This window comes from Vibrio antiquarius, from assembly GCF_000024825.1.
Lineage (GTDB): Bacteria > Pseudomonadota > Gammaproteobacteria > Enterobacterales > Vibrionaceae > Vibrio > Vibrio diabolicus.
This window is the reverse complement of sequence record NC_013457.1, coordinates 130854-155133: the sequence shown is the minus strand read 5'-3', so window position 1 is coordinate 155133 and position 24280 is coordinate 130854. Positions and strand designations below refer to the sequence as shown.

Sequence of the window (24280 nt, the reverse complement as noted above, 5' to 3'; positions counted from 1 at the left end):
TATACAATTAGTAATGAGGAAACATGTATGAAAAATCTTAAAGAGCTAGCATTTCGAGAATGTTTGTCAAAGAAGTAACTGAGGAGGTGAACAGAAATAATAGAGACGATGAAGGAGCGACTATGTCAACAGACACATATGATATCCAAAATGAAGCAGTAAATGTTTCAGCTAGATTGGACTTAAAAACTAACCAATATGTTAAAACTCAGCTCGAAGAAGCTGCTGCTTTAACGGGGGTAAACCTTACAGCATTTGTGTTGTCTGCCGCAGCAGAGAAGGCTCGAGAAATTATGTGCTTTAATGCACACACTCGACTATCTCCGTCTGCGTGGAACAATCTAAATGAAGTGTTAAGTAATCCTCCTAAAGAACCTACAGCAGCAGCTAAAGAGCTTGTAGCCAATAGGAGAATTAAAAATGGCGCAATCAGACGATAGAAATACGGATAATAATACGACAGGTGATCTACATGACCTGACGGCAGTGGTACTAGATAGTAACGTCGAAGTCACTGGCTACAAACAATTTGACTGTGGTAATGAAATCATTAATCGATACGTCAAAAAAAGCTTAAAAGCTCAAGCTAAGGCTCCCGGAAACGGTGTCGTAGTTCTACTCAATAATGAAAACCAAATTGTGGGCTTTTTTACACTAACATTACACTCTTTGACTAGAGATAAACTTAACTCAGTCAGTGATTTTGTTGGTAAAACGGCAATGGTTCCGGCAGTTCGCTTAACGATGATTGGTGTTGATATCAAATATCAAGGAAATGGGATTGGTTCCGATCTAATGGCCTTAGTTTTTGAGAAAACACATGCAATTGCGAGTTCTGCCGGATGCTCTGGTCTGTACTTAGATGCAGACCACTATGCTGTTGATTTTTATCGACAACTGGGGTTTACAGCTTTGGATACACCTGATCCTATCACTTTGGTTGTACCTATGTTTTTACATCTCAGCGCTATCCCCAAATAGCCTAAAAATTGTTGCAAAAAGGCCTTTTGATAGGCCTTTTTGTCGTTAAACTTAAAATTATTTCTTTATCTTTTTGCATAAGAACCTAAAGAATAACTCTCAATGTTTGAGACTCCTGCTTCGCGTTTTACATTTGTGACCCTTGATCTAACCATTACTTAGTCGTAGCCTTTGTGCGCTAGGTTTTATATGTCAAGGATATGAAATGGCTAAGTTTTTAAATACAAGTGCTACAAACTACTATCTCGAAGAGCTTATCAAGAACGCATCGGAAAGACTGATCCTTATCAGCCCCTTTCTTAAGCTTAATGATCGAATTCGAGAGCTTTTAGAAGATAAAGACCGATTAAAAATCGATATCAGAATCGTCTATGGCAAAAGCGAACTACAACCTGATGAGATTAACTGGCTTAAAGGTCTCTCCTTTGTACGTACGAGTTTTTGCAAAAACCTCCATGCAAAGTGCTACATGAATGAAAGTGCTTGTATCATTACAAGTTTAAACCTCTACGAGTTTAGCCAAGTAAACAATAACGAAATGGGTATCTTCATTGATCGTGACGAAGACCCCGATGTCTACAAAGACTCTTATGAGGAAGCGCAACGTATTATTCGTATTAGCGATGAGGTTCGTATTTCACTAGAGAAAGTTAAATCATCTGTCAATGATCCTTCTAAAAATGAAGAGTCAGAACCAGAGCAAGCCAAGTTGACTTCATCCAAGCTAGCCAAGAAGCACAAAATTAAAACAGATGACTTCCTTCAGATGTGTGTAAGCAAAGGCTACTTATCTTTCGATGATGGAAAACATTCTTTAACCGAAGAAGGTAAGTCTCTGGGTGGTGAGTTCAAGTACAGTAAACGTTTTGGTCCTTACTTTATCTGGCCACAGTCGTTAGATGTTGAGTAGAAAAATAAGGCTCCAACTGGAGCCTTTTGATTACAACACCTTGATGCACTTATAAAGTGAGAAGAAGTTCAATTATGATTAACAATTTTCGTATAGTGACCTATAACGATAGTGAAAAAATTACATGAAAGAAGTTTTAAGTTCTATTTTAGAGCATACAAAAGATCGGATTAGACAACCTTTTCTCGGAGCGTATAGCTTATCTCTAATGATGTACAATTGGGATGTGATTTATTACCTGTTTTGGGCTAAAGGTGATGTCGAAGTTAAAATCGTCGTTCTTAAACAGCAATATTTGTCTATTACCGATTTAACCTATCCATTCTTCGTTGCTTTGCTCGTAGTATACATACCAATAACCATCAATGCTTACCGCCAGCAATTATTTGAGTCTTTGGAAGGCCGTGTAGAAAATCAAAGGCTTACTCGAAAACTAAAGCGCTCATCGTTCGACCTTGAAGTTGCAGAAAACGAAGCAAGATTGAAATATGTGCCAACTAGAATCCAAAAAGAATCCGAAGAAGAGATTGACCAAATTAAAAATTTGAATCAGAGCTTGAATAACGAAATAGAAAACCTTAATGAGCGTATAGAAACTCTAAATGAGTTAGTCAGAAGCCAGACCAATAGACTTGAGGAGTTAACAGAACGAAACGAAGAGCTAACAACTAGAATCAGACTTCATCAGATAAATAGCACAGATTATGGCGTTACTAAGTTAAATAGTCAGCAAGCTGATTTATTAAATAGTCTTTCAAGATTTGCTGGAAAAGTACCAAGTAATAAATGGAAAGAACTAGAAAATGCAGCAATTGCCTGTGATGAAAAGACGCTCAAAAGATTGATTAGAGACATTGAGAATACTCATACAACGGCGGAATAACATCGATCCGGTAGTACAATGAAGGCTCCAACCGGAGCCTTTAGTCAAACTATTTTCTTTAGTATTCTTGCGTACTTCAATATTTGATGAGCCACCTTCATATCATTTGATGCACCTAACTCAAGTAAAGCAACCCCAATCAATACTTGTTGCGCAGTGACCAACTGTCCTGTTGGAAGCTCTAATCTATCATGCCTCATTACGAAGTTTTCCCAATCTTCACAAGAGCTCAATTCCCTACCCTTATTCATCCTCATCAAGCGTTTACACTCTGGAGGAATGGATTTCCCCTTGTCCCATTCTTTGACCGTTCTCACAGTTTTCAAACAAAGTTTGGCAGCTTCTTCGACGGTTAAACCACATTCAAATTCACGAAAAATATAGTTTTTAGTCATTTCGTGATACTTCATTGAATTGTCCCTCAAAAGAGAGACATTTTATAGGACACGCATATGCAATCGCATTCAACATAAGCGCCCATAATGCGCACTTTAGAGTTAGGAGATTAGCAGTGGCGATGTCAGCTTAGTTACACCGTATTTGGCTTTTGCGGCCTTGCAGGCTTCATCGGCTGTATTGTATGGACCATGAACTTCGATTTCACCGCAGCGGCCACTTGATAAGAACCAGTCATCAACTTTAAAACCGTGTAGCTGATTAAGTTCCTGCACTGTGTCTTAGGTTACGTTCGACACCATGCACGTTGGCTCTGCATCTTGCTCATTCAAGTAACCGAACAACTGGATCGGATATTCCATTATTTCTCTTCAACTTTCTGAGTTAACAAGATCTTTTGCTGGCGTTCTTGAAGTTCTGATACTAACTCTGCTGGGCATGAGCTAGTGTTTAAGTTATATCAGATAAGCAACCTAACGATTGCTTAAAGCCTTTGTCTTCAAATCTCATTATATCCTTTCGATAACTTATGTTTTAAGTTATCGAAAGGACGAGAAAATTCAATGTTCTCACTTATGGCCACATATTGTTCATCCCAAAAGTGTAAGTATTACATTAGCTTTATAGGAACAAGGCATCCATTAGATGTAAATCTACTTTTCAATCTATACCTAGATCTTTCTTCATATGTTCACTCAACTCGCTAGTGGTTCTTACATTAATTTTATGTTTGCAATGATGGATTCTCAACTCTTCACCAAATAATTTCACTACTGATTTTGTATACAAAGCACTAATATTATTTATTAATCTATACAATGTACCTTTCTGATAAACAGATCTTTTCGAATTTTGTATTGCAGTCTTCATATTTAAATATTCTCACATTTTTAACTTTATAATTTAAAGAATTATTTTCAAGTTCGATCTTTATTATTACTTTTGTCGATATTGAATGAGTCATTATCACTGATGCACAATCGACAGTTAAATTACCTGAATCCAACTTAGTAATTTCACGAGAGATAACTTTTATTTTTAATTTTTCCTTTTCGTTATTTAAGTAGATTGAGTTAATTTCTTCAGGATATTTGTTTAACTTAATATCCAATATAGTTTTATTAAGATAGTAGTCTGCCATTATTTCATGACGGCTTTTAAATATCATTGTCCCCCTCCGTTGATGCAAGTTATACTTTCCCTCCCGTTAAAAGACAACGTGACTCAGAGTTGCAAAAAGGTAACAATCATGGAATTGATGAACAATGAGCTGGTCTGCTTTGCAGCCATTTGTAAACACCTCTCTCTTACAGAGGCATCAAAAGAACTTGGAAAGTCGAAAGCTCAAGTCAGCAGGCAGCTAGCGGCATTAGAAAAACAACTTGGTGTAACACTCGTTCACAGGACAACAAGAAAACTCGTTTTAACTGATCATGGTGAAAGCATTAGAGAGCTTGCCATAAAAACGTTAGAGAGCTTGCAGGAGTTGAATTACAGAGCTAGCTCGTTGAGTGAATGCATTAATGGAAAGTTTAAAATTACAATGCCCAACTCTATAGCCTCTTCTATTTTTGGCTCTGTTCTTAAAGGTTTACAAGAGCGATATCCAGCAGTTAACTTTGAAATATCATCAAGTAACAATGTTGAGAATTTATTAGAAAGCAATGTAGATTTAGCGATTAGGCTTAATAACATTATTGATGACACTCTGATTGCACATAAAATCGGTGATTATAACGATGTTTTAATATCTACAGTTAACAATGCCAATAACAACACGCTATTAATCTACAAGAATCACTCGAATAAGGAATCAATTAAAAAGCAGTACACTGACGTTATCGAAGTTGATAACACCTCTATTTTAATAAACTTTGTCTCTGAGGGGGTTGGGGTTGGCGTCATTCCAAATTACCTTGTAAAAGGTAACCATATAGACAACAATATCCAAATTTCACAAAATTTTGATATAGAACGCTCCATGTATATCGCCTACCCTTATCAAAACCCTTTACCAAGAAAGCTAGCTGAAATATCTACTTTTATTAGGTCTGAGTTATCAAAAATATTGAAAAATGAATCACTGTAGGATGGCTTTTCAGGTTTATAATTTTCCTTTGATAACTCATGAGGTCTAGCGAGAAGATTTGTAACGTATTGTTTCAAAGAGCCTCGTTAGGCATTTATGAAAATCCCCAACTTTATGCTTGTTATCACAACATGAGATGCTATACCGTTTCATTATCAAGGCTTTGCGTGGAATAAATCACGTGGGTTAAACGATAGATTGACTTACATTAAAAATTTAATCGAAAGCAGCTTTATATCAAATTGATCTCATACCATTCTGTGTGTATCTTCTACCCATATCCCCACAATAACCAAGGAGAATGCCATGGATAAGCTACTCGCGTCTGCACTAGAAATTAAGCAGCGAACTATGGTGACTGGCTTTTTTGCTAGAAATGGATTCAAAATTGCTATGACCGATTTTGATGATGTCACTTTTGAGCGAGAAGGTGTGCAAGTTAACGTGCATTTTGATTTACAGTCAAACGCAGAGTCTGCATCTATTTTATCCCAAGAGGCATCTGCCATTCCTGGTTAGTTAATTTTGTCGTCAATCATACGTAAAGCCGAACACAAACGTTCGGCTTTTTAATATGCGAAAAACGGGATTACAAAAGATGCGGCACAAACCTGCGTTACTGTCACTCATCCAAGTAAACAATCAATAAATCCGCTTCAACCTCATTCGCTACCCTTGGTACCGATGAAAAGAAACGGCTCAATAAATTATGATGATGACCGCAGACAACTAGGTCTATTCCCTCTTTTTTTACGATTCCCGACAATTTGATATGAAGGTCACCGATAACTGCCATCGTCTCGTGTACTGGATATAGGCATTTATCAGCGAGTTCTTGTAGCTCCTTTTGCAACTTTTGTTCTTCTTTCGGCTCCATGATCACACGATCAACATCCACATAAACGAATGAAAGTTTGGCGTTCGAGTTCTTTGCTTGAGTTATTGCTTTTTCGATAACGACTTGGCTAGATTGAGATAAATCAACAGCGACTAAAACGTGCTTGTAACTCATTCTTTCTCTCCTAGTTAGTTTTCATGTGCTTATAGTAAGTCTAGTTCACTAAGAGCGAATGCAATGTCTAAACTCATATTTCATGAAAATATTGGAGTTTGATATAAGAATGTGGAAACAGCCGAGCGATCAGCTTTCTAATAGCCTTGAAGGCTCGTGAAGTCAACTAGTGACTTAGGAACCGGCTATTGATATGTGGCCCATTTTGTTCTCCCTCCTTAAGATGTACATAACTATGTAACTAACGCAAACAAACCCACGTTACGCCGTCACTACGCTTCTAAACCCTGTCAATTTCTATTGCAGCTTGTTTTATATTCCTAATTACAACGTCGCCTAGTTTAGTAAAACCACTTGGCAATAAGTAATTTCTTCGTGTAAGCCATCGATCAAGATTAAGAGTTATTTCATAGACAACACTGAATTAAAGACAAGATTTAGAGTTAAAACAGAGTCCAACACTCCTATGTTCAACCTAAAACCGACATACGTCTGCGAGCACTTACTGTCTCTATAAGGTCAACTATATAACTATATTCAGATTTGATTTTTCTGTTACAACGTGTCTTTTTTATCTTTACAGCATAATCCTCTACTTTAAAACATACCCAATCATCATCTTGTAATTTAATTACACAAAAAGATATTCGAAACATAACCACAAGACAAAAAACCAACACAAGCCACTGAATTTATTAATTTTAATTTAAAAAATAGCATTTTACCCCATGTTCGTTCAAGCCAGAACGCATCAAGGTTAACTTAAACAAGTAAAACTTTACCAATTGCTTAGTACAGAATAGAGGAAGTTGAATAAATTGAAAGGTATAGAAATAACGTTACGACGTAACTACGTTAAGGTGTGAAGATATTTGAAGGTTATATGAGACCAAAAAAAACAGGGCCAAAGCCCTGATATGAATTAATTAGTTTTGTTGCTGTTGTTTTTCTGCGTACTCAGATCGAATCTGTTCGGCAACAATTTTGATGGCTTCTGCTGTACTTGTGCCCTTCGCCATCAATTCTTGAATTTTCTCTACAGCTTGTTGTTGCTCTTGGTGAGATAGAGGGGGTAAATCGTCAAACATAAAAAAGCTCCTCATTTTGAGGAGCAGACTATAACGATTCAATTAATAGGTCGCAAGGAAATTAATTGATGCCCCCATTGCGTTCTCGTTCGTGTACTGAGCAGCAATATCTAATTCGATCAACTTAAGTGGAGACAGTCCAATACCCGCAGTAATGGTACCTTCGTCGCTACTTCGAGCTAAGTTTTTCATATAACCCGCTCGCAACGCCATTTGACGCAAGATATCAAATTCAATACCAGCTCGAATCATTTGCGTATTATCATCAAAGGATGAAAAACGTTTTTCTTCATTAAGATCGTAGTCGACACTCATAGTAAAGTAATCGGCAACAATCCCTGCCCCGACCGTATATACGGGACGCATGCTGTATTCGTATGATTTAATCGTATCACTGCCATACATGAACGATTTTGTTTTAACGTCTCTTCCGATCAAGTTTTTTGCTGAAATACCGACACGATATGGGCCAAAGAACCAAAGCGCGCCCGCATCCAAGTTAAACATCGTTTCCGCTGTTTCATGTTCACGTAAGTCTTTGGTATCGAAATTCTGAAAACTCGTGGCGTAAGAGTACGTATAAATACGCTGAAGTTTAGGCGTAACACCAAATGAAAGGTGTTGATTCATAAAGTTGGTGTATTTAGCAAGTGATACACCTGCTTCAGCAACACCAATAGAAACACCTTGTACGTAGCTATCGTCTAACGGATTAGTACCTGACGTATCTACTTTTGGTTGTACGAATGATTCAGTGTATAACTTACCGTATGCAGTTGCAGATAAAAATTTATTAGGAATACCTATAGCGACAACGCCACCAAGATCAAAGTCAGTTTTTTTTCCATCTATGGCATTCATCGATTTTTTGATTTCATCGACATCGGTCAATTTGCTGATGCGTTCTATTTCATCGACAAGATCATATTGATCATCGTAGTTACCACCAAAACTTGGCACGATCATTCCTGCGTCGTCGTTTCGGCGATAAATTGCAGTAAGTGCGGGGTTGAAAAAAGGAGCAGTCAGATAAGTTGCTGATACCGTACCAACGCCACCCATCGCATCGCTACGAGCTTCTATCGCATAAGTGGCAGCCGAAGCAACGTTTGCGAAAAGTGTGGTGGCAACAGAGGTGGCTAGAATTTTATATTTGGTTTTCATACTACACTTGTGATTTTGGTTCTTCCTGAACCTTTATCGGCACAAATGGTATTTCTTTAACTATTCTTCTTGGGAAAGATCATAGGTTCGGCTAATAGTTTGAGCTTGCTCAACAATTATATCGCCCTGCCAACGACGACTGTTGATACTCACTGCTAGCACGTATCTATCATTTGGGACACCCGCAAGCTCTAGTGAATTAGGATAGTTAGACTCGTAAGTCTTTTTCCACATTTGCTCGTATTGACCATCAATGTAGTCATATAAACCAACTTCAAGTTGCGGTAATGGACAATGGGGATTACGAAGTGCGCTCTTTTCTACTTTCCAATTCTCTTTAGATGTCCAACGAACATATTGCGAAGAATTGGAATCTCCTAATATTACCCAAGTTCGATACTCTTGTTTATCTTTAGAAACAATAGTTAAGTGATACAAGCCTGCTTCAAGCTTACCCGTGAGGTTATAGCGTTTCGAATAACTGCGCTCATTGGCTAATTCTGTACCGCTCGGCTGTTCTTCATAACTGAATGAACTGTCTGCGGATATAGAATCATCCACCCATCGATTAAATGAAATATTTTCGATGTCAGTTGTAGCTCTTAGCTTGATCACTAATCTAAATGTATCTCGCCCAGGGCTTTGGATGGTCTGACGAATAACGTTCACGCCACTTATCCATTCAGGCAGCGTTACACCAGTGAGAGACTTGCCACAGTTTTTAGATAGAGACTGACCAAGAAGGTCATTGAGATGAGGAGTCAAATCTTTACTTGGTTCCGTTTGCCACAGTTCAACAAGAGAGTTGAACATACCGGCAAGATCATCTTCAAGTAAGTGTTGATGTGCCTGCGTTAAAGGCGTGTTGGTTTGAAACCAGTCCATTGCATGGACTGGTTTCACTAACGCTAATGAGAGAACTACGGGGAGTAGTGTTTTCATTATGACTTATGCTTTCATCTTGTAGCCAACACCGCGAAGTGTTTCAATTTCCAGTCCTGGCAGTTTTTGACGAAGCTGCAATACGTGCGTATCCACAGTACGTGTCGTTGGGAAGTGATTGTAACCCCAAACGTGGTCAAGTAGCTCATCACGAGTAAACACGCGACCTAAGTTCGACGCTAAAAATAGCAGTAGATCAAACTCTGTACGAGTTAACGTAATTAGCTCATCTTTATAGGTAACTTCACGAGTTGAACGATCAATTTCTAAGTCTTTTGTGATCACTTTATCAGCGCTGCTTTGCTCTGCTGAATCCGGTGCTCGTAGCTGTGCACGGATTCTCGCAAAGAGTTCCGCTTCAGCAAAAGGCTTCGTTAAGTAGTCGTTCGCGCCGGAATCAAGGCCTGCAACTTTATCTTTTACGGTAACAAGTGCCGTTAGCAAGATAACTGGTACGTCTTTAATCTGTTTCCATTCTGGGAGACATTGTACAGAGTCACCATCTGGGAGTTGGCGATCGAGAATAACCAAGTCAGCTTTTTTCCATTGTGGTTCTACGTCTGCAATACGTTCCACATGTAAACACTCATATCCTGCTTGTTCCAGGCTTACTAACAGGCCATCAGCCAAGTTTTTATCGTCCTCAACGAGAAGCAGTGTCTGTTTCACAAGGTATCTCCAATATAAAAGTTGTAGGTGGTCCCATCAGGGACATTTTTCCGCCCATGCGGCCTACCATAGATTCAACGATTGTTAACCCAAGTCCTAACCCGCTCTTACTGACGAACGGTTTCTTCAAATTTGCCCAATCTTTAGCCGTTAGGCCACCAGCATCTCGGACTTGGAATACTATTTTTTCTTCACTAGTTGAAACATCCAATTCAACTGGTGCAATACCGTACTTAAGCGCATTACGAAGCAAGTTATCGATACAAGTTCCTAACCAGTACACATTAACTTTAGCAGCCACATCTTCATTGATGTTGAAAAGCACGGCACTATCAAATTCTTCTTCGATCTTAAATTCTAACCAGTCTGCGACAGACGGAACCCAATCTGTTGCAAGCATTTGGTTATCAGATTGCAAATAATCTTTACTCGCTTCTGCCAATTGACGCAAACGACGTGTATCTTCACACAATCTGCGGAACTCGTCATATACGCTTTCAGGTAGATGCTCGAATTCTCGGCGAAAGCCCTCAACCGTCAGTGATAGAGATGCAATCGGTGTTCTGAGCTCATGCGTTAAAATTTGCAACACAAGCATTCTACTACGGAGCTCTTCTCGCTTACTATTCCAGCGGTATACAGCCCAACCAATCACTAGAAGAATATTTGCGATTACCAGTATGATCATACTGATCCGCAAAACTTGTGAGTGATCTTCTACATCCCAACAAATATTGCCTCGTTTAACAAAGCAACTTTTGCTTTGAGACGCTAGAGCGTACGACAGACCCGCATTCGCGACGTTTTCTTCCCAGATATCTTTCTCGAAAACAAAGTAACGGTCACCACGTCGTAACCAAAGTTCGTTACCTTCGATAAACATGCTCGCGCCTGCAATCAAAGCATTAATGGCGTCGTCGTCCATGTTTTTCAAGCTTTCTAACAACTCATCCCCTTCCTCATTGTCACGCTCTTTAATATGCATGTATTGAGCAAGCTTGGGTTTGAGTTCTGGATACTTATCCACATAGCGTGCAGCATAAGTCCCACCACCTGGGTGAATGAGCCCACTACGCGAAAACCAACGTGGTGTCAGTTGCGTCCCTTTACAGATAGCTCTTGTAAATACTAACGGCTCAGTAATTAAAGGACTTAGTGGCAATTTACCACGACAAGTATTTGCTAAGCTGTAAAGCTGTTGTATATCTTTTAACGGATAGTCAGACGTTTGCGGCAGAAGCGAATCTGGCGCAAGTAACTTGGTAGGATAATTTGATTGCAGAATACGAATATCATACGATTTAAGAGCTACTTCATAATTAAATAGCTCTGTAAACGTATCTATTCTTTCTGGTAGTGAATCGGAAAATGCAGGTGCCGAAAAAAGCGGCAATACAGTTGCAAAACCGAGCAAAAACTTTTTAATCAAACTGTTACCGTCACTTGTTACATTAGCCAAAACTATACATCAATCTACAAGCAATTGACATCTGCTAACAGAAGGATTTGCATTACTATAACATTGAAACGGAACAAAAAAGGGCCAGCGATTGCTGACCCTGTATAGTTTTAAATCAAGAATGGTTAGAGTGCTTTAAAAATAGACTCAACACTTTCCTTCGCATCACCAAATAGCATTGATGTATTTTCTTTGAAGAACAGTGGGTTCTGTACACCTGCGTAACCAGTATTCATTGAACGCTTGAATACCACTACATTTTTCGCGTTCCAAACCTCCAGTACAGGCATACCAGCAATCGGGCTGTTCGGATCTTCCAGAGCTGCTGGGTTTACCGTATCGTTAGCGCCGATAACCAGTACTGTATCTGTTTCAGCGAAGTCATCATTGATTTCATCCATTTCAAGAACGATATCATACGGTACTTTCGCTTCAGCAAGTAACACGTTCATATGTCCCGGAAGACGACCTGCTACTGGGTGAATACCAAAGCGAACCTCAATACCTTTTGAACGAAGTACGTCAGTAATTTCATGCACTGGATACTGCGCTTGCGCTACAGCCATACCATATCCTGGAGTGATGATTACTGATTTTGAGTTCTTCAGCATTTCAGCGACTTCTTCTGCCGTTGTTTCGCGGTGTTCGCCCTGCTCTTCGTCACCTGAAATTACAATCTCTTGACCAAAGCCACCAGCAATAACACTGATAAACGAACGGTTCATGGCTTTACACATGATGTAAGAAAGAATCGCACCTGAAGAACCAACCAACGCACCTGTTACGATTAATAGATCATTTGCGAGCATGAAACCTGCTGCTGCTGCTGCCCAACCTGAATATGAGTTCAGCATTGAAACGACAACTGGCATATCAGCACCACCAATTGAAGCAACTAAGTGGTAACCGAACGCGAACGCAATCAGTGTCATCACAATCAGAGCGAACATGCTGCCATCTGCTTTTACGAAGTAGATCATAAGAAGCGTAGAAATCACAACCGCTGCAAGGTTCATTTTGTGCTTGTGAGGAAGGTTAAGCGGCGAAGAAGAAATCACACCACGTAACTTACCAAATGCAACAATTGAACCCGTGAAGGTTACGGCACCAATGAAAACACCCAAGAATACTTCTACAAGGTGGATAACATGTTCAGCATGAGTTGCTGCTTCTGGCGCATCAAGGTAACTGTTGTAGCCAACTAAAACCGCAGCTAAACCTACAAAGCTGTGCAGTATCGCAACCAGTTCTGGCATCTCGGTCATTTCTACTTTCTTCGCATAGAAAATACCGATCGCCCCACCTATCGCCATCGCAATAATGATCCACCCAAAGCCTTGAGCATCAGGGCTGAAGATCGTCGCGATCAGCGCGATCGTCATACCTGCGATACCATAGTAGTTACCATTACGAGCGGACTCTTGCTTTGAAAGCCCCGCCAAACTCATGATGAAAAATAATGCAGCAACAATGTAAGCTGCTTGTACTAATCCTGCAGACATTGTAACTCCTATTTATCTTTGCGGAACATTTCAAGCATACGCTTGGTGACGGTGAAACCACCGAAGATATTGATGCTGGCGATCAATACAGCAATAAAGGATAGGAATGAAACGACCCCATTACCTTGCCCAATTTGCAGTAATGCACCAACCACAATAATGCCGGAGATAGCATTCGTTACCGACATAAGCGGAGTATGAAGTGCATGGGTAACATTCCAAACCACGTAGTAGCCGACAACACAAGCTAAAACAAATACAGTAAAGTGAGAAAGGAACGCTGCCGGTGCAACCGATGCAATCCAAGCAAAAGCACCTACTGCCGCGGCTACACCAATAATTTTCTTAGTTGGAGAGGTAGGTTCTTCTACTTTAGGCTCTGGTTTCGCAGGTTGCTCTTGTTTCACTTGCGGCTGAGCGGAAACCTGAATTGGTGGTGCAGGCCATGTAATTTCACCTTCTTTAACCACGGTGACACCACGGATAACAACATCTTCGAAATCAATATTGATGTTACCGTCTTTTTCTTTACACAGCAGTTTTAGAAGGTTAACAAGGTTTGTCGCGTAAAGTTGAGAAGATTGCGTTGGCAAACGGCCGACCATGTCAGTGTAACCAACAATTTTTACGCCATTATCTGTCATGATAACTTGGTCTTTCACTGTGTATTCACAGTTACCGCCATTAGCAGCTGCCAAGTCAACAATAACACTGCCCGCTTTCATACTGTCGACCATTTCCTTGGTGATCAGCTTCGGAGCAGGTTTGCCAGGGATTAGTGCCGTTGTAATGATGATATCAACATCTTTAGCTTGCTCTGCGTATAACTCTGCCGCTTTTTTGTTGAAGTCATCGGACATTTCTTTTGCGTAGCCGTCACCAGAACCAGAGTCTTCTTGGAAATCCACGGTCAGGAACTCTGCTCCCATGGACTCAACTTGTTCTTTCACTTCTGGGCGAACGTCAAATGCACGAACAATAGCTCCTAAGCTACCCGCAGCACCGATTGCAGCCAAACCAGCCACACCCGCACCCGCGACCAATACTTTCGCTGGTGGTACTTTACCGGCAGCCGTGATTTGACCTGTAAAGAAACGACCAAACTCATGAGCTGCTTCAACAACCGCACGATACCCAGCGATGTTAGCCATCGAAGAGAGCGCGTCTAAGGCTTGTGCACGAGAGATACGAGGAACGGAATCCATGGCAAGAACGTTAATGTTCTTACTTGAAAGTTGTTCCATCAACTCTGCGTTTTGAGCAGGCCAAATAAAGCTAACAAGCGTTGCACCATCTTGTAGTAGTGCGATTTCGTCAATGCCTTGTTCTTCATCTACGATTGGCGCATTAACTTTTAGAATAAGACCAGATGCCCAAACTTCTTCACTAGAAACGATTTTCGCACCAGCAGCTTCATAAGCAGCATCATCGAAACTCGCAAGCACCCCCGCTTGGGATTCAATCGCGATATCGAATCCCAACTTTATTAACTGCTCAACCGACTTCGGCGATGCAGCTACTCGCGATTCACCCGCAAGTATCTCTTTAGGTACACCGATTTGCAAAACGCATACTCCTTGTATACATATCAATAAATTAGTCCCAAAACAGAGCGTCGCTCTACTCTAACTCTTTTTTATTTCTATCTGTTTACCACGCAAGACAATTGCAAACGAAAGATGGTGTTTGGGGCCACCCATTTGCACAATAACACCTTGACTAACAGCCCTGTTATTATTCTGTTTGTATCGAACGCGTCTCATTACTTCAAGTGTTTTGTAATTTAAATACTAAATTTCATTACATATAACGCTAAGTAATGAATGATTGTCGCTCTGAGCACGAAAAATAACAACGCCATGCCTTACTAGACTGAGGTCTAACCAGATCATAATTAAATACTGACTTAACAAACATTTAAGCTCTAAAAAAGAAAGAGCCATCAGCATATACACTAATGGCTCTTTTTAAGATGATTGGAATCAAGTTGCGGTGAATTGTTAGTCGAAGATTTTATCGCCCATTTGATCGATAAACATTTGAGATTTCTTCAACATAAGTTCATTAGCATCTTGTTCCGAGCCGAGCAAATCTGAACGAATAAATCGATGCGTTTTTACCTCATCGTCGTATTGCTTTTCTATTCGACCAGCAATGCGGTATTGCCCACCCTCTGAAAGGCTCTCTTGGTAAATAAGGAAACCTTTGTACTTAACTGGTTCCACAGTTTTTACTTCAGCAGTCTTTTCACTACCACCAAACAAACGCGAAAAAAATCCCACGGTTCCTCCTTGGGTAAGCTCATCGATAGATTAAGCTTGTATCACTTAATATTGACATTGAGGATTGGTTTTTCATACCAGTCCAATTCTTTGTCTTCATCATAACTGGTATGGGTAAAAATTACAGGTACATCATGATCTCGGTTTTTACGCCGGTCTTCTTTCACCATTTCTGCCGCGTTCTTCACCGCGATATCCGCACTTTGCTTAAATTGGGTGAGCTTTTGTTCCGGAAGCGAAGATAAAAAATCAATATCATGACGAATATAGACGGGTTTGAGCTGAATAAGTGCAAGGCACGCGATATCTGCGAGCTGCTCGTTGTCATACTGCTCTACAAACTGAGGCAAACTGAGCACTTGTCCAACAAGTGTTTCCATGTAGTTATGCACATCTGAACTTATCTGCATTGGCAAATCTCCCTTGTTCTATGAAAACAAGTATAGCAACGACTTGTTTATAACAACTTATTGATTGCTCTTAATTTAATCAATCTCTCTCTTTTTGTCGTAATGTCTCCCAAAATACTTGGGAAAATGAGCAAATAGACGTATTCTTGCTAGTTCTCGAAGCATGAAAATCGATAGCAGATTAATATCTATATTGATGAAACGCTTAACCTAACCAATTATATAATCAACTATTTTCAGGCAATTTGTAATAGATGTCCTCATCATCAATGACTTCATCAGGCTTTCGATTCCTTTTCCCATTTATGTTGCTGGGATTAGTGAGTTCGAGCATGAACAACATCATTCAGATGACTCAGTCAAACTGGGGTATTGCCGCAAATTTGCCGTACATACTGTTAGGCTGTGCACTGCTCCTTTGCTATTCATTTAAGCAAGGTCGGGAGTCAATGGTGTGCTTAGCGACGTTACTGGCCTATTTCGTGATACAGCACAGGCTACAAGTTCCACTTCAAAGTGGTACAGCCTTACTTGAGCTGACCATTTTAGCCACGCTACTTCCTGTTTCTTTTCTTGCGGTATTTTTGTTTAGTAAAGATGGTTTCGACTCAAGAGCCATGTTTACTTACCTCTTGATGTTAACGATGTTCGTTCTTTGGTCTTACCTTACGTTAGCGTATTACGTTGAAGGTGGGTTTGAACAATGGACAAGCGGCATTTTATTTATCGTACCTACGGTTTCTAAACTGCCTTTTATTCTAGTTTTATATTGTGTGGGTATTGTCTGCTTCCTCGGAATTCTTGTTTTAAAGAAGAATGAAATCATCCATGCTATGACCTACTCTGCAATGGTGCTGGCGTCCGCGACGTTCATTTTCTTTGATGTGCAATACATATCTAGCACCATGTTTACCCTAACGGGATTGCTTATCATTATTTATGCTGCCTCTGCCAGCCATCAATTGGCTTTCACAGATAGCTTAACGCGGGTCCCGAGTAGGCGCGCACTCGACCTTGACTTAAAACACATGGGCAAAAAGTTCACGATCGCAATGCTTGATGTTGACCACTTTAAAAAGTTTAACGATACCTACGGTCACGATACGGGTGATGACGTATTAAAAATGGTCGCTTCGCGTCTAACTAAAACTCCCGGTGGCGCAAAAGTATATCGATTTGGCGGAGAAGAATTTACCATCGTCTTTAAAGGCAAGTACGCAGATGAGTGTAAAGAGTTTTTAGAAGAAGCACGTAAATCCATCGCAGAGTATGAGATGATTTTACGTGATGAAGAATCCCGCCCAGATAACCATAAACAAGGCCAAAAAAAGCGTGGTAACGACAGTTCGAGGAGAAAGTCAGTCTTTGTTACCGCAAGTTTCGGAGCGGCCGACAGCAAAAACGGTCAAGCACCTCAGGACGTGATTAAGTTAGCGGACGAAGCGCTTTACAAAGCGAAAAAAGCTGGACGCAATTGCGTGAGGCTTCATTAATACCCCAGAGCGAAAGTTAGCTGACTAATCTTGATTAAAGAACAAGACTAAGCTTCCTCCTTTTAACGCACTGCCATAATTGATCGTTAATCCGATCCCGATATTATCTATCCAATCGGAGTCAAATGGTGGTGTCATTAACCATCCAACACTAGCTTCGTAGTAGTGTACAGTATTCATGGGTTTTCTTGTATCACCACCAATATCAACTCGATTGAAGCTCGAATACACTGACTGCACAGTATCTCCGATGTGGGTAAAATCATAAAACACCTTTATTCCATTGACCCAATACCAGCCTTCCGGATTGCCAATATCACCATTATTTGCTTTACCCCAGCCAGTGCCATAAAAATAGTGAGGAGCCGACCAGAGGTACCATTTCCCCCACGATTCATGCTCTAGGTATTTAAGCTTTGTGTTGACTTCTCCGACAACCGCCCAAGCACTGGTGTTTAGGTATACACCTTCTAGAAATGGTTTTAGGTCATTCAGTGCATTACTACGATAACTATAATCGTTTTGATAGTACATTAAGTGTGAGCCGATTGCGCCACTAAGCGTTAGCTTATCAGTGAGGTGTTTTTCTCCAGCAAACTCAATATATCCGCCCATGACTAACTCTTTACTTTTATCTGGAATCTGTCCTTTTTGGTCTACATACACATCTTGCTCTGTACTTAAGGCATAAACTCGGCCATTTAATAGGTAGTGAGTTTGTATTCCCTCTTGTTCAAACAAATCAAAACTAAATGGTAGCGTTGATACAGCGATCTTCTTTCTGAGATCAACCGAATCTTGAGTACCAATGTCTTCGTTATCTATGTTGAAGTATTCGTTCGGATCGAAATCATGAAATCCTACCGTAAAGACATCGCTATCTGACAGAACGATCCCAATAGCAAAGTTCCTTTCATACTCTTTTTGTATCTGATCTTGAATCGAATTAGCCTTAGAACATAATGAAAAAAGTGACAGTGTAGCTAAGGCATAACTATTGATAACAGATTGTTTCAACTTGCATTTACCACCGTATGTGTATTTCTTCCTAAAGACTTTGAGGTATACAGCGCTCTATCCACCGTCGCATACAAATCAGACTGCTGCTCTTTTCCCGTTGGTTGAAAAACAAAAACACCCTGTGACACTGTCACCCTATTGGACACACTAGAATACTCATGTGGGTAATCCAGAAAGTACATGGCCTCTTGTATACGTTCTGCTTCTCTCTCTGCGGTTTGGGCGTCTGTGCAACCCAGTAACACCACAAACTCTTCTCCGCCATAGCGCCCTACGTATTCGCCAGAGCGACAAAATGTTGCTTTAAGTTGGTTCGCAATGGCTTGCAAGCAACGATCTCCTTCTATATGACCGTAATTATCATTAAACGGTTTGAAAAAATCGACGTCCAATAAAATCAAAGCCATTGGCATGTTGTGACGGCCATGCCATGCAACCATCGATTCTAACTTATGATCGATATAACGACGGTTATAGAGTTTGGTTAAGCCATCTTCATTCGCTTGCTGGGTCAAAAGTTGGTTCACTTTCTCCAATTGAGCTGTCGCTTGTTTAAGCTCTCGTCTCATATGGGCAATACGCTGCATTGCGATAAGCTTAGAGTTCAGTACGAGTTTATCTACGGGTTTAATTAAATAATCATCACCGCCGGCCTCTATGGCTTTTGCAATCATTTCTGGCTCTTCGTGACTGCTCAGGAAAATTATTGGGATCCAGTCGGGAAAGGTTTCTCTGATATGAAGAGAGACTTCAAAACCGTTCATATCTGGCATCGATATATCGAGTAATACCAGTTCAGGATCAAAACTCTCGTAGGTGTTTAGTGCTTCTAGCCCACTCCCCACCGCTTTTACAATATGTCCAAGTTGCTTAAGACGAATAGCCAACTGCATCCTGTCTAGCTGAACATCGTCAACCAGGAGGATTCGCATTGATGTCCCTGTCGGTTGCATAACGCGTTCCATTTCTTATTTTGTCTTTATTAAACATATACCATACTCATAGAGTTGTTGCATTCGACTCATAATTAAGTGCTATATTTTTGTTTAAATATCACGGAATCAATTGTCTATAACGATTACACTGAGAATTGCGCTACCAAAACATGACCAACGAACGTTAGTTCAATAAACTCACGTGTTCTGGTCATCTTACGGACACATGGGTATAGCTATTTGATGCATTTGGTATTAATATTCCCGCCTTTTTGTAATGAGAGACACACCATGTCAGAAGCAACTAACAGCGAAAGCAAAAAAATCGATCTAGCAACCATTTCTCCTGAACTACGTAAAGTTATTGAGTTTGACGAAGTTCCAGAGCAAATGTTCGAAATGGTTACCTCTATCCATGAAGTGTCTGAAGAAGCAGTGCGTGAGTCTTGGGACGAAATGCCTGCAAGTGCTCAGAACATTCTAGATAACTTCGAGCAATTTCATGCTCTAGTTTCTGTTGGCCAAGCATTTGCTGGTATCAACGTGATGGAAGAATTCCCTACTCTTAATCTGCCAGAAAACATGACAGATGAAGATAAAGAAGAATACCGCGCTCAATTACTTGATAATGTGCTTCACAACTGCGTGAAAGACATGGTTAAGCAACTTAAGAAAGCACGTCGCGACCCACTTCTTAAACGCGAATTCAAAGAAGTGTTCGCAAAATAACGTTTTTCCGACAAAATAAAGGCCGCGTTTGCGGCCTTTTTTGATCATTAAGCGTGCGTAGCTTTAAATGATTAATGCGGCGCTAATGCCACGTCTTTCTGCGTGACACTGACACCTTTAATTTGTGCGAATACACTATCACCTGCCTTTAAGTCGAGATCATCAAGCGCCCAAGGTGTTATCGTTGCCCACAAATAACATCCCTCATCTAGCTTTAGCGATACATTAATACTCTGTTTATCATCAGCCGCGTTAAACACCTCGATTGAATCGACAGTCGCAGGCAGGATATTTCGAATAGAAGTCGCCTTAGGTTGCTCTAGCGTAATAGAAACGTCGTTGGCACGCACTTGTAAGCGAATTGGCGTCTCTGGCTCACCATCAATCTTTTGCACCCATAGTGATGCATTAGGTGCAAGGCTGACACAAGTCAGCGCATAACGCTCATGATGTTCAGCAATTCGGCCTTCAAATAAGCTGCTTTGATCCGAGAAAGACTGCCATGGACGCATAGCATGAGAAGCCCACACCTCTTCAAGCTTACCTGAACTCGTAATTTTACCTTGATCGATAATAGCGAGGTGTTGAGCAAGCCTTATAATTTCCTGGAGACTGTGCGTGACATAGATAATAGGGATATTTACCTTCTCCGACAATTCCTCCAGAAATGGCATCACCTCACGTTTTCTCGGCATATCAAGCGACGCAAGTGGTTCATCCATCAAAAGCAAGTTGGGTTTTGATAGTAATGCGCGCGCAATCGCAACACGTTGCTTTTCACCACCAGACAGTGAGATCGGGAAGCGCTTTAGTAACGGTTTGATAGACAAGAGTTCGGTGACTGCATCAAAGTACTCGTCATCTTTTTCTTTAACGCCATACAACAAGTTGCCTTGAACCGAATAGTGAGGAAATAAACGCGAGTCCTGAAACACGTAACCAATGCCGCGCTTGTGTGTTGGTAAGTTGATCCCCATTTCACTATCAAACAAAACATGATCACCAATCGCAACATGTCCCTGCTTTGGTGCAACTAATCCGCTGATGATATTAATTAACGTGGTTTTTCCCGCACCAGATCGCCCAAACAAAGCGCTAATTCCGTTACAAGGTAACTCAAGTTTAATATCGAAATCAGTATCACCAAGCATTTGTTTAAATTGAACTTTAATCGTCATTACTTCGCACCCAATCGACTTGCCGCTTTGCGATTTAGCCATTCAGAGATCATTAATGTAGACAAAGCTAGCGCGACAGAAATGATACATAGGCGAGCCGCCTGCATTTCCGCACCTGGCGTTTCAATAAAGTTGTACATTGCCAGTGGAATCGTTTGGGTCTCTCCCGGAATGTTAGAGACGAAACTGATCGTCGCCCCGAATTCACCAAGACTACGAGCAAAGGACAGCATCGTCCCAGTAATAATTCCGGGAATGGTCAGTGGTAACGTAATGGTGAGAAAAACTTTTAAAGGAGAAGCGCCTAACGTTGAAGCGGCATGTTCCAGTTTTGGGTCGACGTTCTCTAAACTTAACCGCACAGACCGAACCATCAAAGGCAAGGCCACCACAATACAAGCGACTACTGCTCCTTTCCAATTAAAGCTAAAGACTAGCCCTACATGTTCATAAAGCCACTTGCCAAGAAATCCTTGCCGCCCTAGAGAAACCAACAACAAATAGCCGATAACCACTGGCGGCAATACCAGTGGTAAATGAATTAAGCTATCTAGAATCGATTTACCGAAGAACGTTTTTCGAGAAAGTAGCCAAGCAAGAAAAACACCGAGAGGAATGAGCCAAAGTACTGCGTACGCGCCCACTTTGAGGCTTAACATTAAGGCTTGGTATTCCAGTTCTGTCACGCTTCGTTCCTATGATTGAAAGCCGGTTTATTGCAGAAAGCCATATTGAGCAAAAACGCGTGCGGCTTCGTCCGATTTTAGGTACTGGAAGAACTGCTCGGACTCAATAGAATCATTCACAACCGCAGCCGGATAAACAATAGCCGCATGCGTATCACTCGCGAATTCACCAACAATTTTGACTTTGTCGGTTAACTGCGCATCGGTTTTGTAGACCACGCCTAAAGGTGCTTCCCCACGTTCAACCAACGCCAAAGCTAGGCGCACATTCTTTGCTGGTGCGATTTGAGTTTGGATCTCTTTCCATACACCCAGTGTAGTCAGTGATTCTTTCGCGTACATACCAGCAGGCACTGACGTCGGATTGCCTAACGCAAGGCGATTTCCATGCAATGCCTTTTCCCATGCTGTTGCATCAGAGAAGTTAAATGAGGTTAATTCTGAAGACTGAGGCGCAATCAACACTAAGCTATTGCGAACCAAGCTTGTGACATTGTCACGAGAAATAACGTCTTTATCGACCAAATAATCCATCCATTTAGTATTCGCAGAAATGAATATATCCGCTGGTGCGCCGTTGATAATTTGTCGAGCGATAGAAGAAGAACCACCATAAACGGGAGTGATAGAAACGTCATACTTTTCTTCAAAGTTTTGTGCGATTTCGTCGATCGCATTCGTCATCGAAGACGCCGCATACACTTTGAGGTTCGTAGCTGCGTTAGCTGAAAATGAAATGCTTAATATTGCCGCGAGGCAAGCATGCGTTTTCCATGCTTTCATAGAGAAACTCCAATACAAGGCAAGCGAAAGAACTGGTTATTTGGGTTGAAAGTTCAATCAGTTAATGTGCTATTTAAACAAAAAATCAAGGTTCATATGTTGTTCTATCGCATCTGCAATACGATTAATTCCTTGTTCCTTTAACTCTTCAAAGTCTTGTTGTTTGATTTGAGTGCCGTTTACCCACTCTGACACCAGGCTTAAGACATCTGCCTCATCAAAGAACCCGTGAAGGTAGGTTCCCATGATTTGGCCACACTTGCTGATAGCCCCCTCTGCTTCACCAGTACTCAATGTAAGAGGTTGAATGCCCTGCACTTCACTTTGTCCTACGTGGATTTCATACCCCTTTACATTGGCTGTTTTGCCATTAAGAGAAAGCTGTGCTTGTGTATTTGTAAGCTGTTTGCTGTTAGTTAGCGTCGTGGTGATGTCTAGTAAGCCAAGCCCTTCGCTTTGACCCGGCTGGCCTTCGACGCCATTTGGATCATCAATCAAGTTTCCAAGCATCTGGTAGCCACCGCAGATACCAATCACTTTTCCACCAAGACGAATATGACGTAAGATATCTTTATCCCACCCTTGGCTTCTTAGATACTCTAAGTCGTCTCTAACTGATTTGGTCCCAGGCAAAATAACAAGATCGGCTTTATCTATTTTCTCGCCTTTGCCTACATAACGTAGATTGATGTCGGGATTCAATCGCAACACATCAAAATCAGTATGATTACTAATCCGGGTTAAAACAGGCACAACGACATTCAGTTTTACCTCAGAGTGCAACTCTTGCTGCGCGGTGATCGCGTCTTCTGCTTCTAAATTCAAACCATGAAGAAAAGGAAGCACGCCGAGTACAGGTTTGCCTGTTTTTTCTTCTAGCCAGTCGAGGCCCAATTGCAATAAACGAATATCACCTCGAAAACGGTTGATAACAAATCCTTTTACTCGCGCTTGTTCAGATTCAGAAAGTAACGCGAGTGTTCCGTACAAATGTGCAAACACACCACCACGATCAATATCAGCAACAATGATCACCGGAACATCAGCGGCCTCCGCAAAACCCATGTTCGCAATATCGCCTTCACGTAAATTGATTTCAGCAGGACTCCCTGCACCCTCGATCATGATCGAATCAAATTCTTGAGTCAGACGAGAGAAGGAATCTAACACCGTATCCATCGCAACTTTCTTGTAATCATGAAAGCCAGCCGCATCCATATTGGAAATTGCCTTGCCCTGCAAAATGATCTGAGCACCTGTATCGCTATTGGGTTTAATCAAAACCGGATTCATATGCACGGTTGGCTCAATATTACACGCCTGTGCCTGAACTGCCTGAGCTCGACCTATTTCACCGCCATCTTTGGTTACCGCACTATTTAGTGCCATGTTTTGTGGCTTAAATGGGGCAACGTTTATCCCTTTTCTCGCTAATACACGGCATAAACCTGCCACAAGGACACTTTTTCCGGCATCCGAAGTGGTGCCTTGAACCATTAAAGATGGGATCGCTGATTTCATGAACATTTGTAAGGAATAGAGGAAGATGAACAATCATAACGTCATCGTCCCCACTTACTCAAGCAAATGAATAGAATATGAATGTTGAAATCATCATTGGTTCAAACAAGCTCTGTTTTAATGAATCCATCAAAGCAAACCGATGAGG

At 41.0% G+C, this 24280-nt stretch carries 27 protein-coding genes; 8 read left to right on the top strand and 19 right to left on the bottom strand.

Features of this window, described 5'->3' with window-relative positions:
* Positions 1–122 precede the first annotated feature (122 nt).
* The 4 genes from VEA_RS15750 (at position 123) to VEA_RS15735 (ending at position 2774) form a co-directional block, all read left to right on the top strand.
* Positions 123–440: a type II toxin-antitoxin system TacA family antitoxin gene (locus tag VEA_RS15750; RefSeq protein WP_140076634.1), complete on the top strand. Its 318-nt coding sequence runs from the start codon at positions 123–125 to the stop codon at positions 438–440.
* Positions 421–981 (top strand): GNAT family N-acetyltransferase, encoded by a 561-nt coding sequence (locus VEA_RS15745; protein ID WP_012842278.1) that lies wholly within the window; start codon positions 421–423, stop codon positions 979–981. The genes VEA_RS15750 and VEA_RS15745 overlap by 20 nt, the downstream gene beginning before the upstream one ends.
* Positions 982–1186: 205 nt before the next feature.
* Complete coding sequence (locus tag VEA_RS15740) at positions 1187–1891, top strand: phospholipase D family protein (protein WP_012842277.1); 705 nt, start codon at positions 1187–1189, stop codon at positions 1889–1891.
* A 124-nt stretch (positions 1892–2015) separates the two neighbouring features.
* Complete coding sequence (locus VEA_RS15735; protein WP_012842276.1) at positions 2016–2774, top strand: coiled-coil domain-containing protein; 759 nt, start codon at positions 2016–2018, stop codon at positions 2772–2774.
* Between the two features lie 44 nt (positions 2775–2818).
* Here the strand turns inward: VEA_RS15735 and VEA_RS15730 are convergent, their stop codons facing one another.
* From VEA_RS15730 to VEA_RS15720, 3 genes are all read right to left on the bottom strand, one after another.
* Entirely contained in the window at positions 2819–3184 is a 366-nt protein-coding gene (locus tag VEA_RS15730) for a phage protein (protein WP_041853067.1), read from the bottom strand.
* Between the two features lie 87 nt (positions 3185–3271).
* The gene (locus tag VEA_RS15725) at positions 3272–3445 is read right to left on the bottom strand and encodes a hypothetical protein (protein WP_012842274.1); all 174 of its coding nucleotides are present in this window, start codon (positions 3443–3445) and stop codon (positions 3272–3274) included.
* Positions 3446–3981: 536 nt separating this feature from the next.
* Positions 3982–4338: a hypothetical protein gene (locus tag VEA_RS15720; RefSeq protein ID WP_041853066.1), complete on the bottom strand. Its 357-nt coding sequence runs from the start codon at positions 4336–4338 to the stop codon at positions 3982–3984.
* An 81-nt stretch (positions 4339–4419) separates the two neighbouring features.
* On the opposite strand from VEA_RS15720, the gene VEA_RS15715 reads away from it, so the two are divergent.
* Positions 4420–5259: a LysR family transcriptional regulator gene (locus tag VEA_RS15715; protein ID WP_012842273.1), complete on the top strand. Its 840-nt coding sequence runs from the start codon at positions 4420–4422 to the stop codon at positions 5257–5259.
* 306 nt (positions 5260–5565) lie between these two features.
* Positions 5566–5778 carry a hypothetical protein gene (locus VEA_RS15710; protein ID WP_012842272.1) on the top strand — a complete coding sequence of 71 codons (213 nt, stop codon included), beginning with the start codon at positions 5566–5568 and terminating at the stop codon, positions 5776–5778.
* A 103-nt stretch (positions 5779–5881) separates the two neighbouring features.
* On the opposite strand, the gene VEA_RS15705 is transcribed toward VEA_RS15710, so the two are convergent.
* The 10 genes from VEA_RS15705 to VEA_RS15665 form a co-directional block, all read right to left on the bottom strand.
* Complete coding sequence (locus VEA_RS15705; RefSeq protein WP_012842271.1) at positions 5882–6271, bottom strand: universal stress protein; 390 nt, start codon at positions 6269–6271, stop codon at positions 5882–5884.
* A gap of 926 nt (positions 6272–7197) precedes the next feature.
* A complete protein-coding gene (locus tag VEA_RS23515; RefSeq protein WP_005394474.1) occupies positions 7198–7359 on the bottom strand; it encodes a YoaH family protein in 162 nt (53 codons plus the stop codon).
* 42 nt (positions 7360–7401) lie between these two features.
* Entirely contained in the window at positions 7402–8523 is a 1122-nt protein-coding gene (locus VEA_RS15700) for a conjugal transfer protein TraF (RefSeq protein WP_012842270.1), read from the bottom strand.
* A 60-nt stretch (positions 8524–8583) separates the two neighbouring features.
* Positions 8584–9465: a DUF2861 family protein gene (locus tag VEA_RS15695; protein ID WP_005394478.1), complete on the bottom strand. Its 882-nt coding sequence runs from the start codon at positions 9463–9465 to the stop codon at positions 8584–8586.
* A gap of 6 nt (positions 9466–9471) precedes the next feature.
* A complete protein-coding gene (gene vxrB / locus VEA_RS15690; protein WP_005394480.1) occupies positions 9472–10134 on the bottom strand; it encodes a response regulator transcription factor VxrB in 663 nt (220 codons plus the stop codon).
* On the bottom strand, positions 10109–11563 hold the full coding sequence (vxrA, locus tag VEA_RS15685) for a sensor histidine kinase VxrA (protein ID WP_005394482.1): 1455 nt from the start codon (positions 11561–11563) through the stop codon (positions 10109–10111). The genes vxrB and vxrA overlap by 26 nt, the downstream gene beginning before the upstream one ends.
* A gap of 155 nt (positions 11564–11718) precedes the next feature.
* A complete protein-coding gene (gene pntB / locus VEA_RS15680; RefSeq protein WP_005394484.1) occupies positions 11719–13095 on the bottom strand; it encodes a Re/Si-specific NAD(P)(+) transhydrogenase subunit beta in 1377 nt (458 codons plus the stop codon).
* An 8-nt stretch (positions 13096–13103) separates the two neighbouring features.
* Positions 13104–14660, bottom strand: coding sequence for a Re/Si-specific NAD(P)(+) transhydrogenase subunit alpha (locus tag VEA_RS15675; RefSeq protein ID WP_005394487.1), 1557 nt, complete (start codon positions 14658–14660; stop codon positions 13104–13106).
* Positions 14661–15095: 435 nt separating this feature from the next.
* Positions 15096–15377, bottom strand: a complete 282-nt coding sequence (locus VEA_RS15670) for an HlyU family transcriptional regulator (RefSeq protein WP_012842269.1) — start codon at positions 15375–15377, stop codon at positions 15096–15098.
* A 41-nt stretch (positions 15378–15418) separates the two neighbouring features.
* Positions 15419–15787, bottom strand: coding sequence for a late competence development ComFB family protein (locus VEA_RS15665; RefSeq protein WP_005394489.1), 369 nt, complete (start codon positions 15785–15787; stop codon positions 15419–15421).
* 254 nt (positions 15788–16041) lie between these two features.
* Between VEA_RS15665 and VEA_RS15660 the strand changes: the two genes are divergently transcribed.
* Positions 16042–17280 carry a GGDEF domain-containing protein gene (locus tag VEA_RS15660; RefSeq protein WP_012842268.1) on the top strand — a complete coding sequence of 413 codons (1239 nt, stop codon included), beginning with the start codon at positions 16042–16044 and terminating at the stop codon, positions 17278–17280.
* Between the two features lie 24 nt (positions 17281–17304).
* Here VEA_RS15660 and VEA_RS15655 read toward each other — a convergent pair whose 3' ends face one another.
* A complete protein-coding gene (locus tag VEA_RS15655) occupies positions 17305–18297 on the bottom strand; it encodes a Solitary outer membrane autotransporter beta-barrel domain (protein ID WP_012842267.1) in 993 nt (330 codons plus the stop codon).
* A complete protein-coding gene (locus VEA_RS15650) occupies positions 18294–19253 on the bottom strand; it encodes a GGDEF domain-containing response regulator (protein ID WP_012842266.1) in 960 nt (319 codons plus the stop codon). The genes VEA_RS15655 and VEA_RS15650 overlap by 4 nt, the downstream gene beginning before the upstream one ends.
* 273 nt (positions 19254–19526) lie before the next feature.
* Between VEA_RS15650 and VEA_RS15645 the strand changes: the two genes are divergently transcribed.
* Complete coding sequence (locus VEA_RS15645) at positions 19527–19964, top strand: DUF3069 domain-containing protein (RefSeq protein ID WP_005394495.1); 438 nt, start codon at positions 19527–19529, stop codon at positions 19962–19964.
* A 71-nt stretch (positions 19965–20035) separates the two neighbouring features.
* On the opposite strand, the gene modC is transcribed toward VEA_RS15645, so the two are convergent.
* The 4 genes from modC to VEA_RS15625 form a co-directional block, all read right to left on the bottom strand.
* Positions 20036–21142, bottom strand: a complete 1107-nt coding sequence (gene modC / locus VEA_RS15640; RefSeq protein ID WP_012842265.1) for a molybdenum ABC transporter ATP-binding protein ModC — start codon at positions 21140–21142, stop codon at positions 20036–20038.
* The gene (gene modB, locus VEA_RS15635; protein ID WP_012842264.1) at positions 21142–21828 is read right to left on the bottom strand and encodes a molybdate ABC transporter permease subunit; all 687 of its coding nucleotides are present in this window, start codon (positions 21826–21828) and stop codon (positions 21142–21144) included. The genes modC and modB overlap by 1 nt, the downstream gene beginning before the upstream one ends.
* A 27-nt stretch (positions 21829–21855) precedes the next feature.
* On the bottom strand, positions 21856–22611 hold the full coding sequence (gene modA, locus VEA_RS15630) for a molybdate ABC transporter substrate-binding protein (protein ID WP_012842263.1): 756 nt from the start codon (positions 22609–22611) through the stop codon (positions 21856–21858).
* Positions 22612–22680: 69 nt separating this feature from the next.
* Positions 22681–24132 (bottom strand): cobyric acid synthase, encoded by a 1452-nt coding sequence (locus tag VEA_RS15625; protein ID WP_041853132.1) that lies wholly within the window; start codon positions 24130–24132, stop codon positions 22681–22683.
* Between the last annotated feature and the right edge of the window lie 148 nt (positions 24133–24280).

Excerpts from the sequence above, each read along its gene's own strand:
- VEA_RS15750 (WP_140076634.1), top strand. The coding sequence starts at position 123 with ATGTCAACAGACACATATGATATCCAAAATGAAGCAGTAAATGTTTCA.
- VEA_RS15745 (WP_012842278.1), top strand. The coding sequence starts at position 421 with ATGGCGCAATCAGACGATAGAAATACGGATAATAATACGACAGGTGAT.
- VEA_RS15740 (WP_012842277.1), top strand. The coding sequence starts at position 1,187 with ATGGCTAAGTTTTTAAATACAAGTGCTACAAACTACTATCTCGAAGAG.
- VEA_RS15735 (WP_012842276.1), top strand. The coding sequence starts at position 2,016 with ATGAAAGAAGTTTTAAGTTCTATTTTAGAGCATACAAAAGATCGGATT.
- VEA_RS15730 (WP_041853067.1), bottom strand. The coding sequence starts at position 3,184 with ATGAAGTATCACGAAATGACTAAAAACTATATTTTTCGTGAATTTGAA.
- VEA_RS15720 (WP_041853066.1), bottom strand. The coding sequence starts at position 4,338 with ATGATATTTAAAAGCCGTCATGAAATAATGGCAGACTACTATCTTAAT.
- VEA_RS15715 (WP_012842273.1), top strand. The coding sequence starts at position 4,420 with ATGGAATTGATGAACAATGAGCTGGTCTGCTTTGCAGCCATTTGTAAA.
- VEA_RS15710 (WP_012842272.1), top strand. The coding sequence starts at position 5,566 with ATGGATAAGCTACTCGCGTCTGCACTAGAAATTAAGCAGCGAACTATG.
- VEA_RS15705 (WP_012842271.1), bottom strand. The coding sequence starts at position 6,271 with ATGAGTTACAAGCACGTTTTAGTCGCTGTTGATTTATCTCAATCTAGC.
- VEA_RS23515 (WP_005394474.1), bottom strand. The coding sequence starts at position 7,359 with ATGTTTGACGATTTACCCCCTCTATCTCACCAAGAGCAACAACAAGCT.
- VEA_RS15700 (WP_012842270.1), bottom strand. The coding sequence starts at position 8,523 with ATGAAAACCAAATATAAAATTCTAGCCACCTCTGTTGCCACCACACTT.
- VEA_RS15695 (WP_005394478.1), bottom strand. The coding sequence starts at position 9,465 with ATGAAAACACTACTCCCCGTAGTTCTCTCATTAGCGTTAGTGAAACCA.
- pntB (WP_005394484.1), bottom strand. The coding sequence starts at position 13,095 with ATGTCTGCAGGATTAGTACAAGCAGCTTACATTGTTGCTGCATTATTT.
- VEA_RS15665 (WP_005394489.1), bottom strand. The coding sequence starts at position 15,787 with ATGCAGATAAGTTCAGATGTGCATAACTACATGGAAACACTTGTTGGA.
- VEA_RS15660 (WP_012842268.1), top strand. The coding sequence starts at position 16,042 with ATGTCCTCATCATCAATGACTTCATCAGGCTTTCGATTCCTTTTCCCA.
- VEA_RS15650 (WP_012842266.1), bottom strand. The coding sequence starts at position 19,253 with ATGCAACCGACAGGGACATCAATGCGAATCCTCCTGGTTGACGATGTT.
- VEA_RS15645 (WP_005394495.1), top strand. The coding sequence starts at position 19,527 with ATGTCAGAAGCAACTAACAGCGAAAGCAAAAAAATCGATCTAGCAACC.
- modC (WP_012842265.1), bottom strand. The coding sequence starts at position 21,142 with ATGACGATTAAAGTTCAATTTAAACAAATGCTTGGTGATACTGATTTC.
- modA (WP_012842263.1), bottom strand. The coding sequence starts at position 22,611 with ATGAAAGCATGGAAAACGCATGCTTGCCTCGCGGCAATATTAAGCATT.
- VEA_RS15625 (WP_041853132.1), bottom strand. The coding sequence starts at position 24,132 with ATGAAATCAGCGATCCCATCTTTAATGGTTCAAGGCACCACTTCGGAT.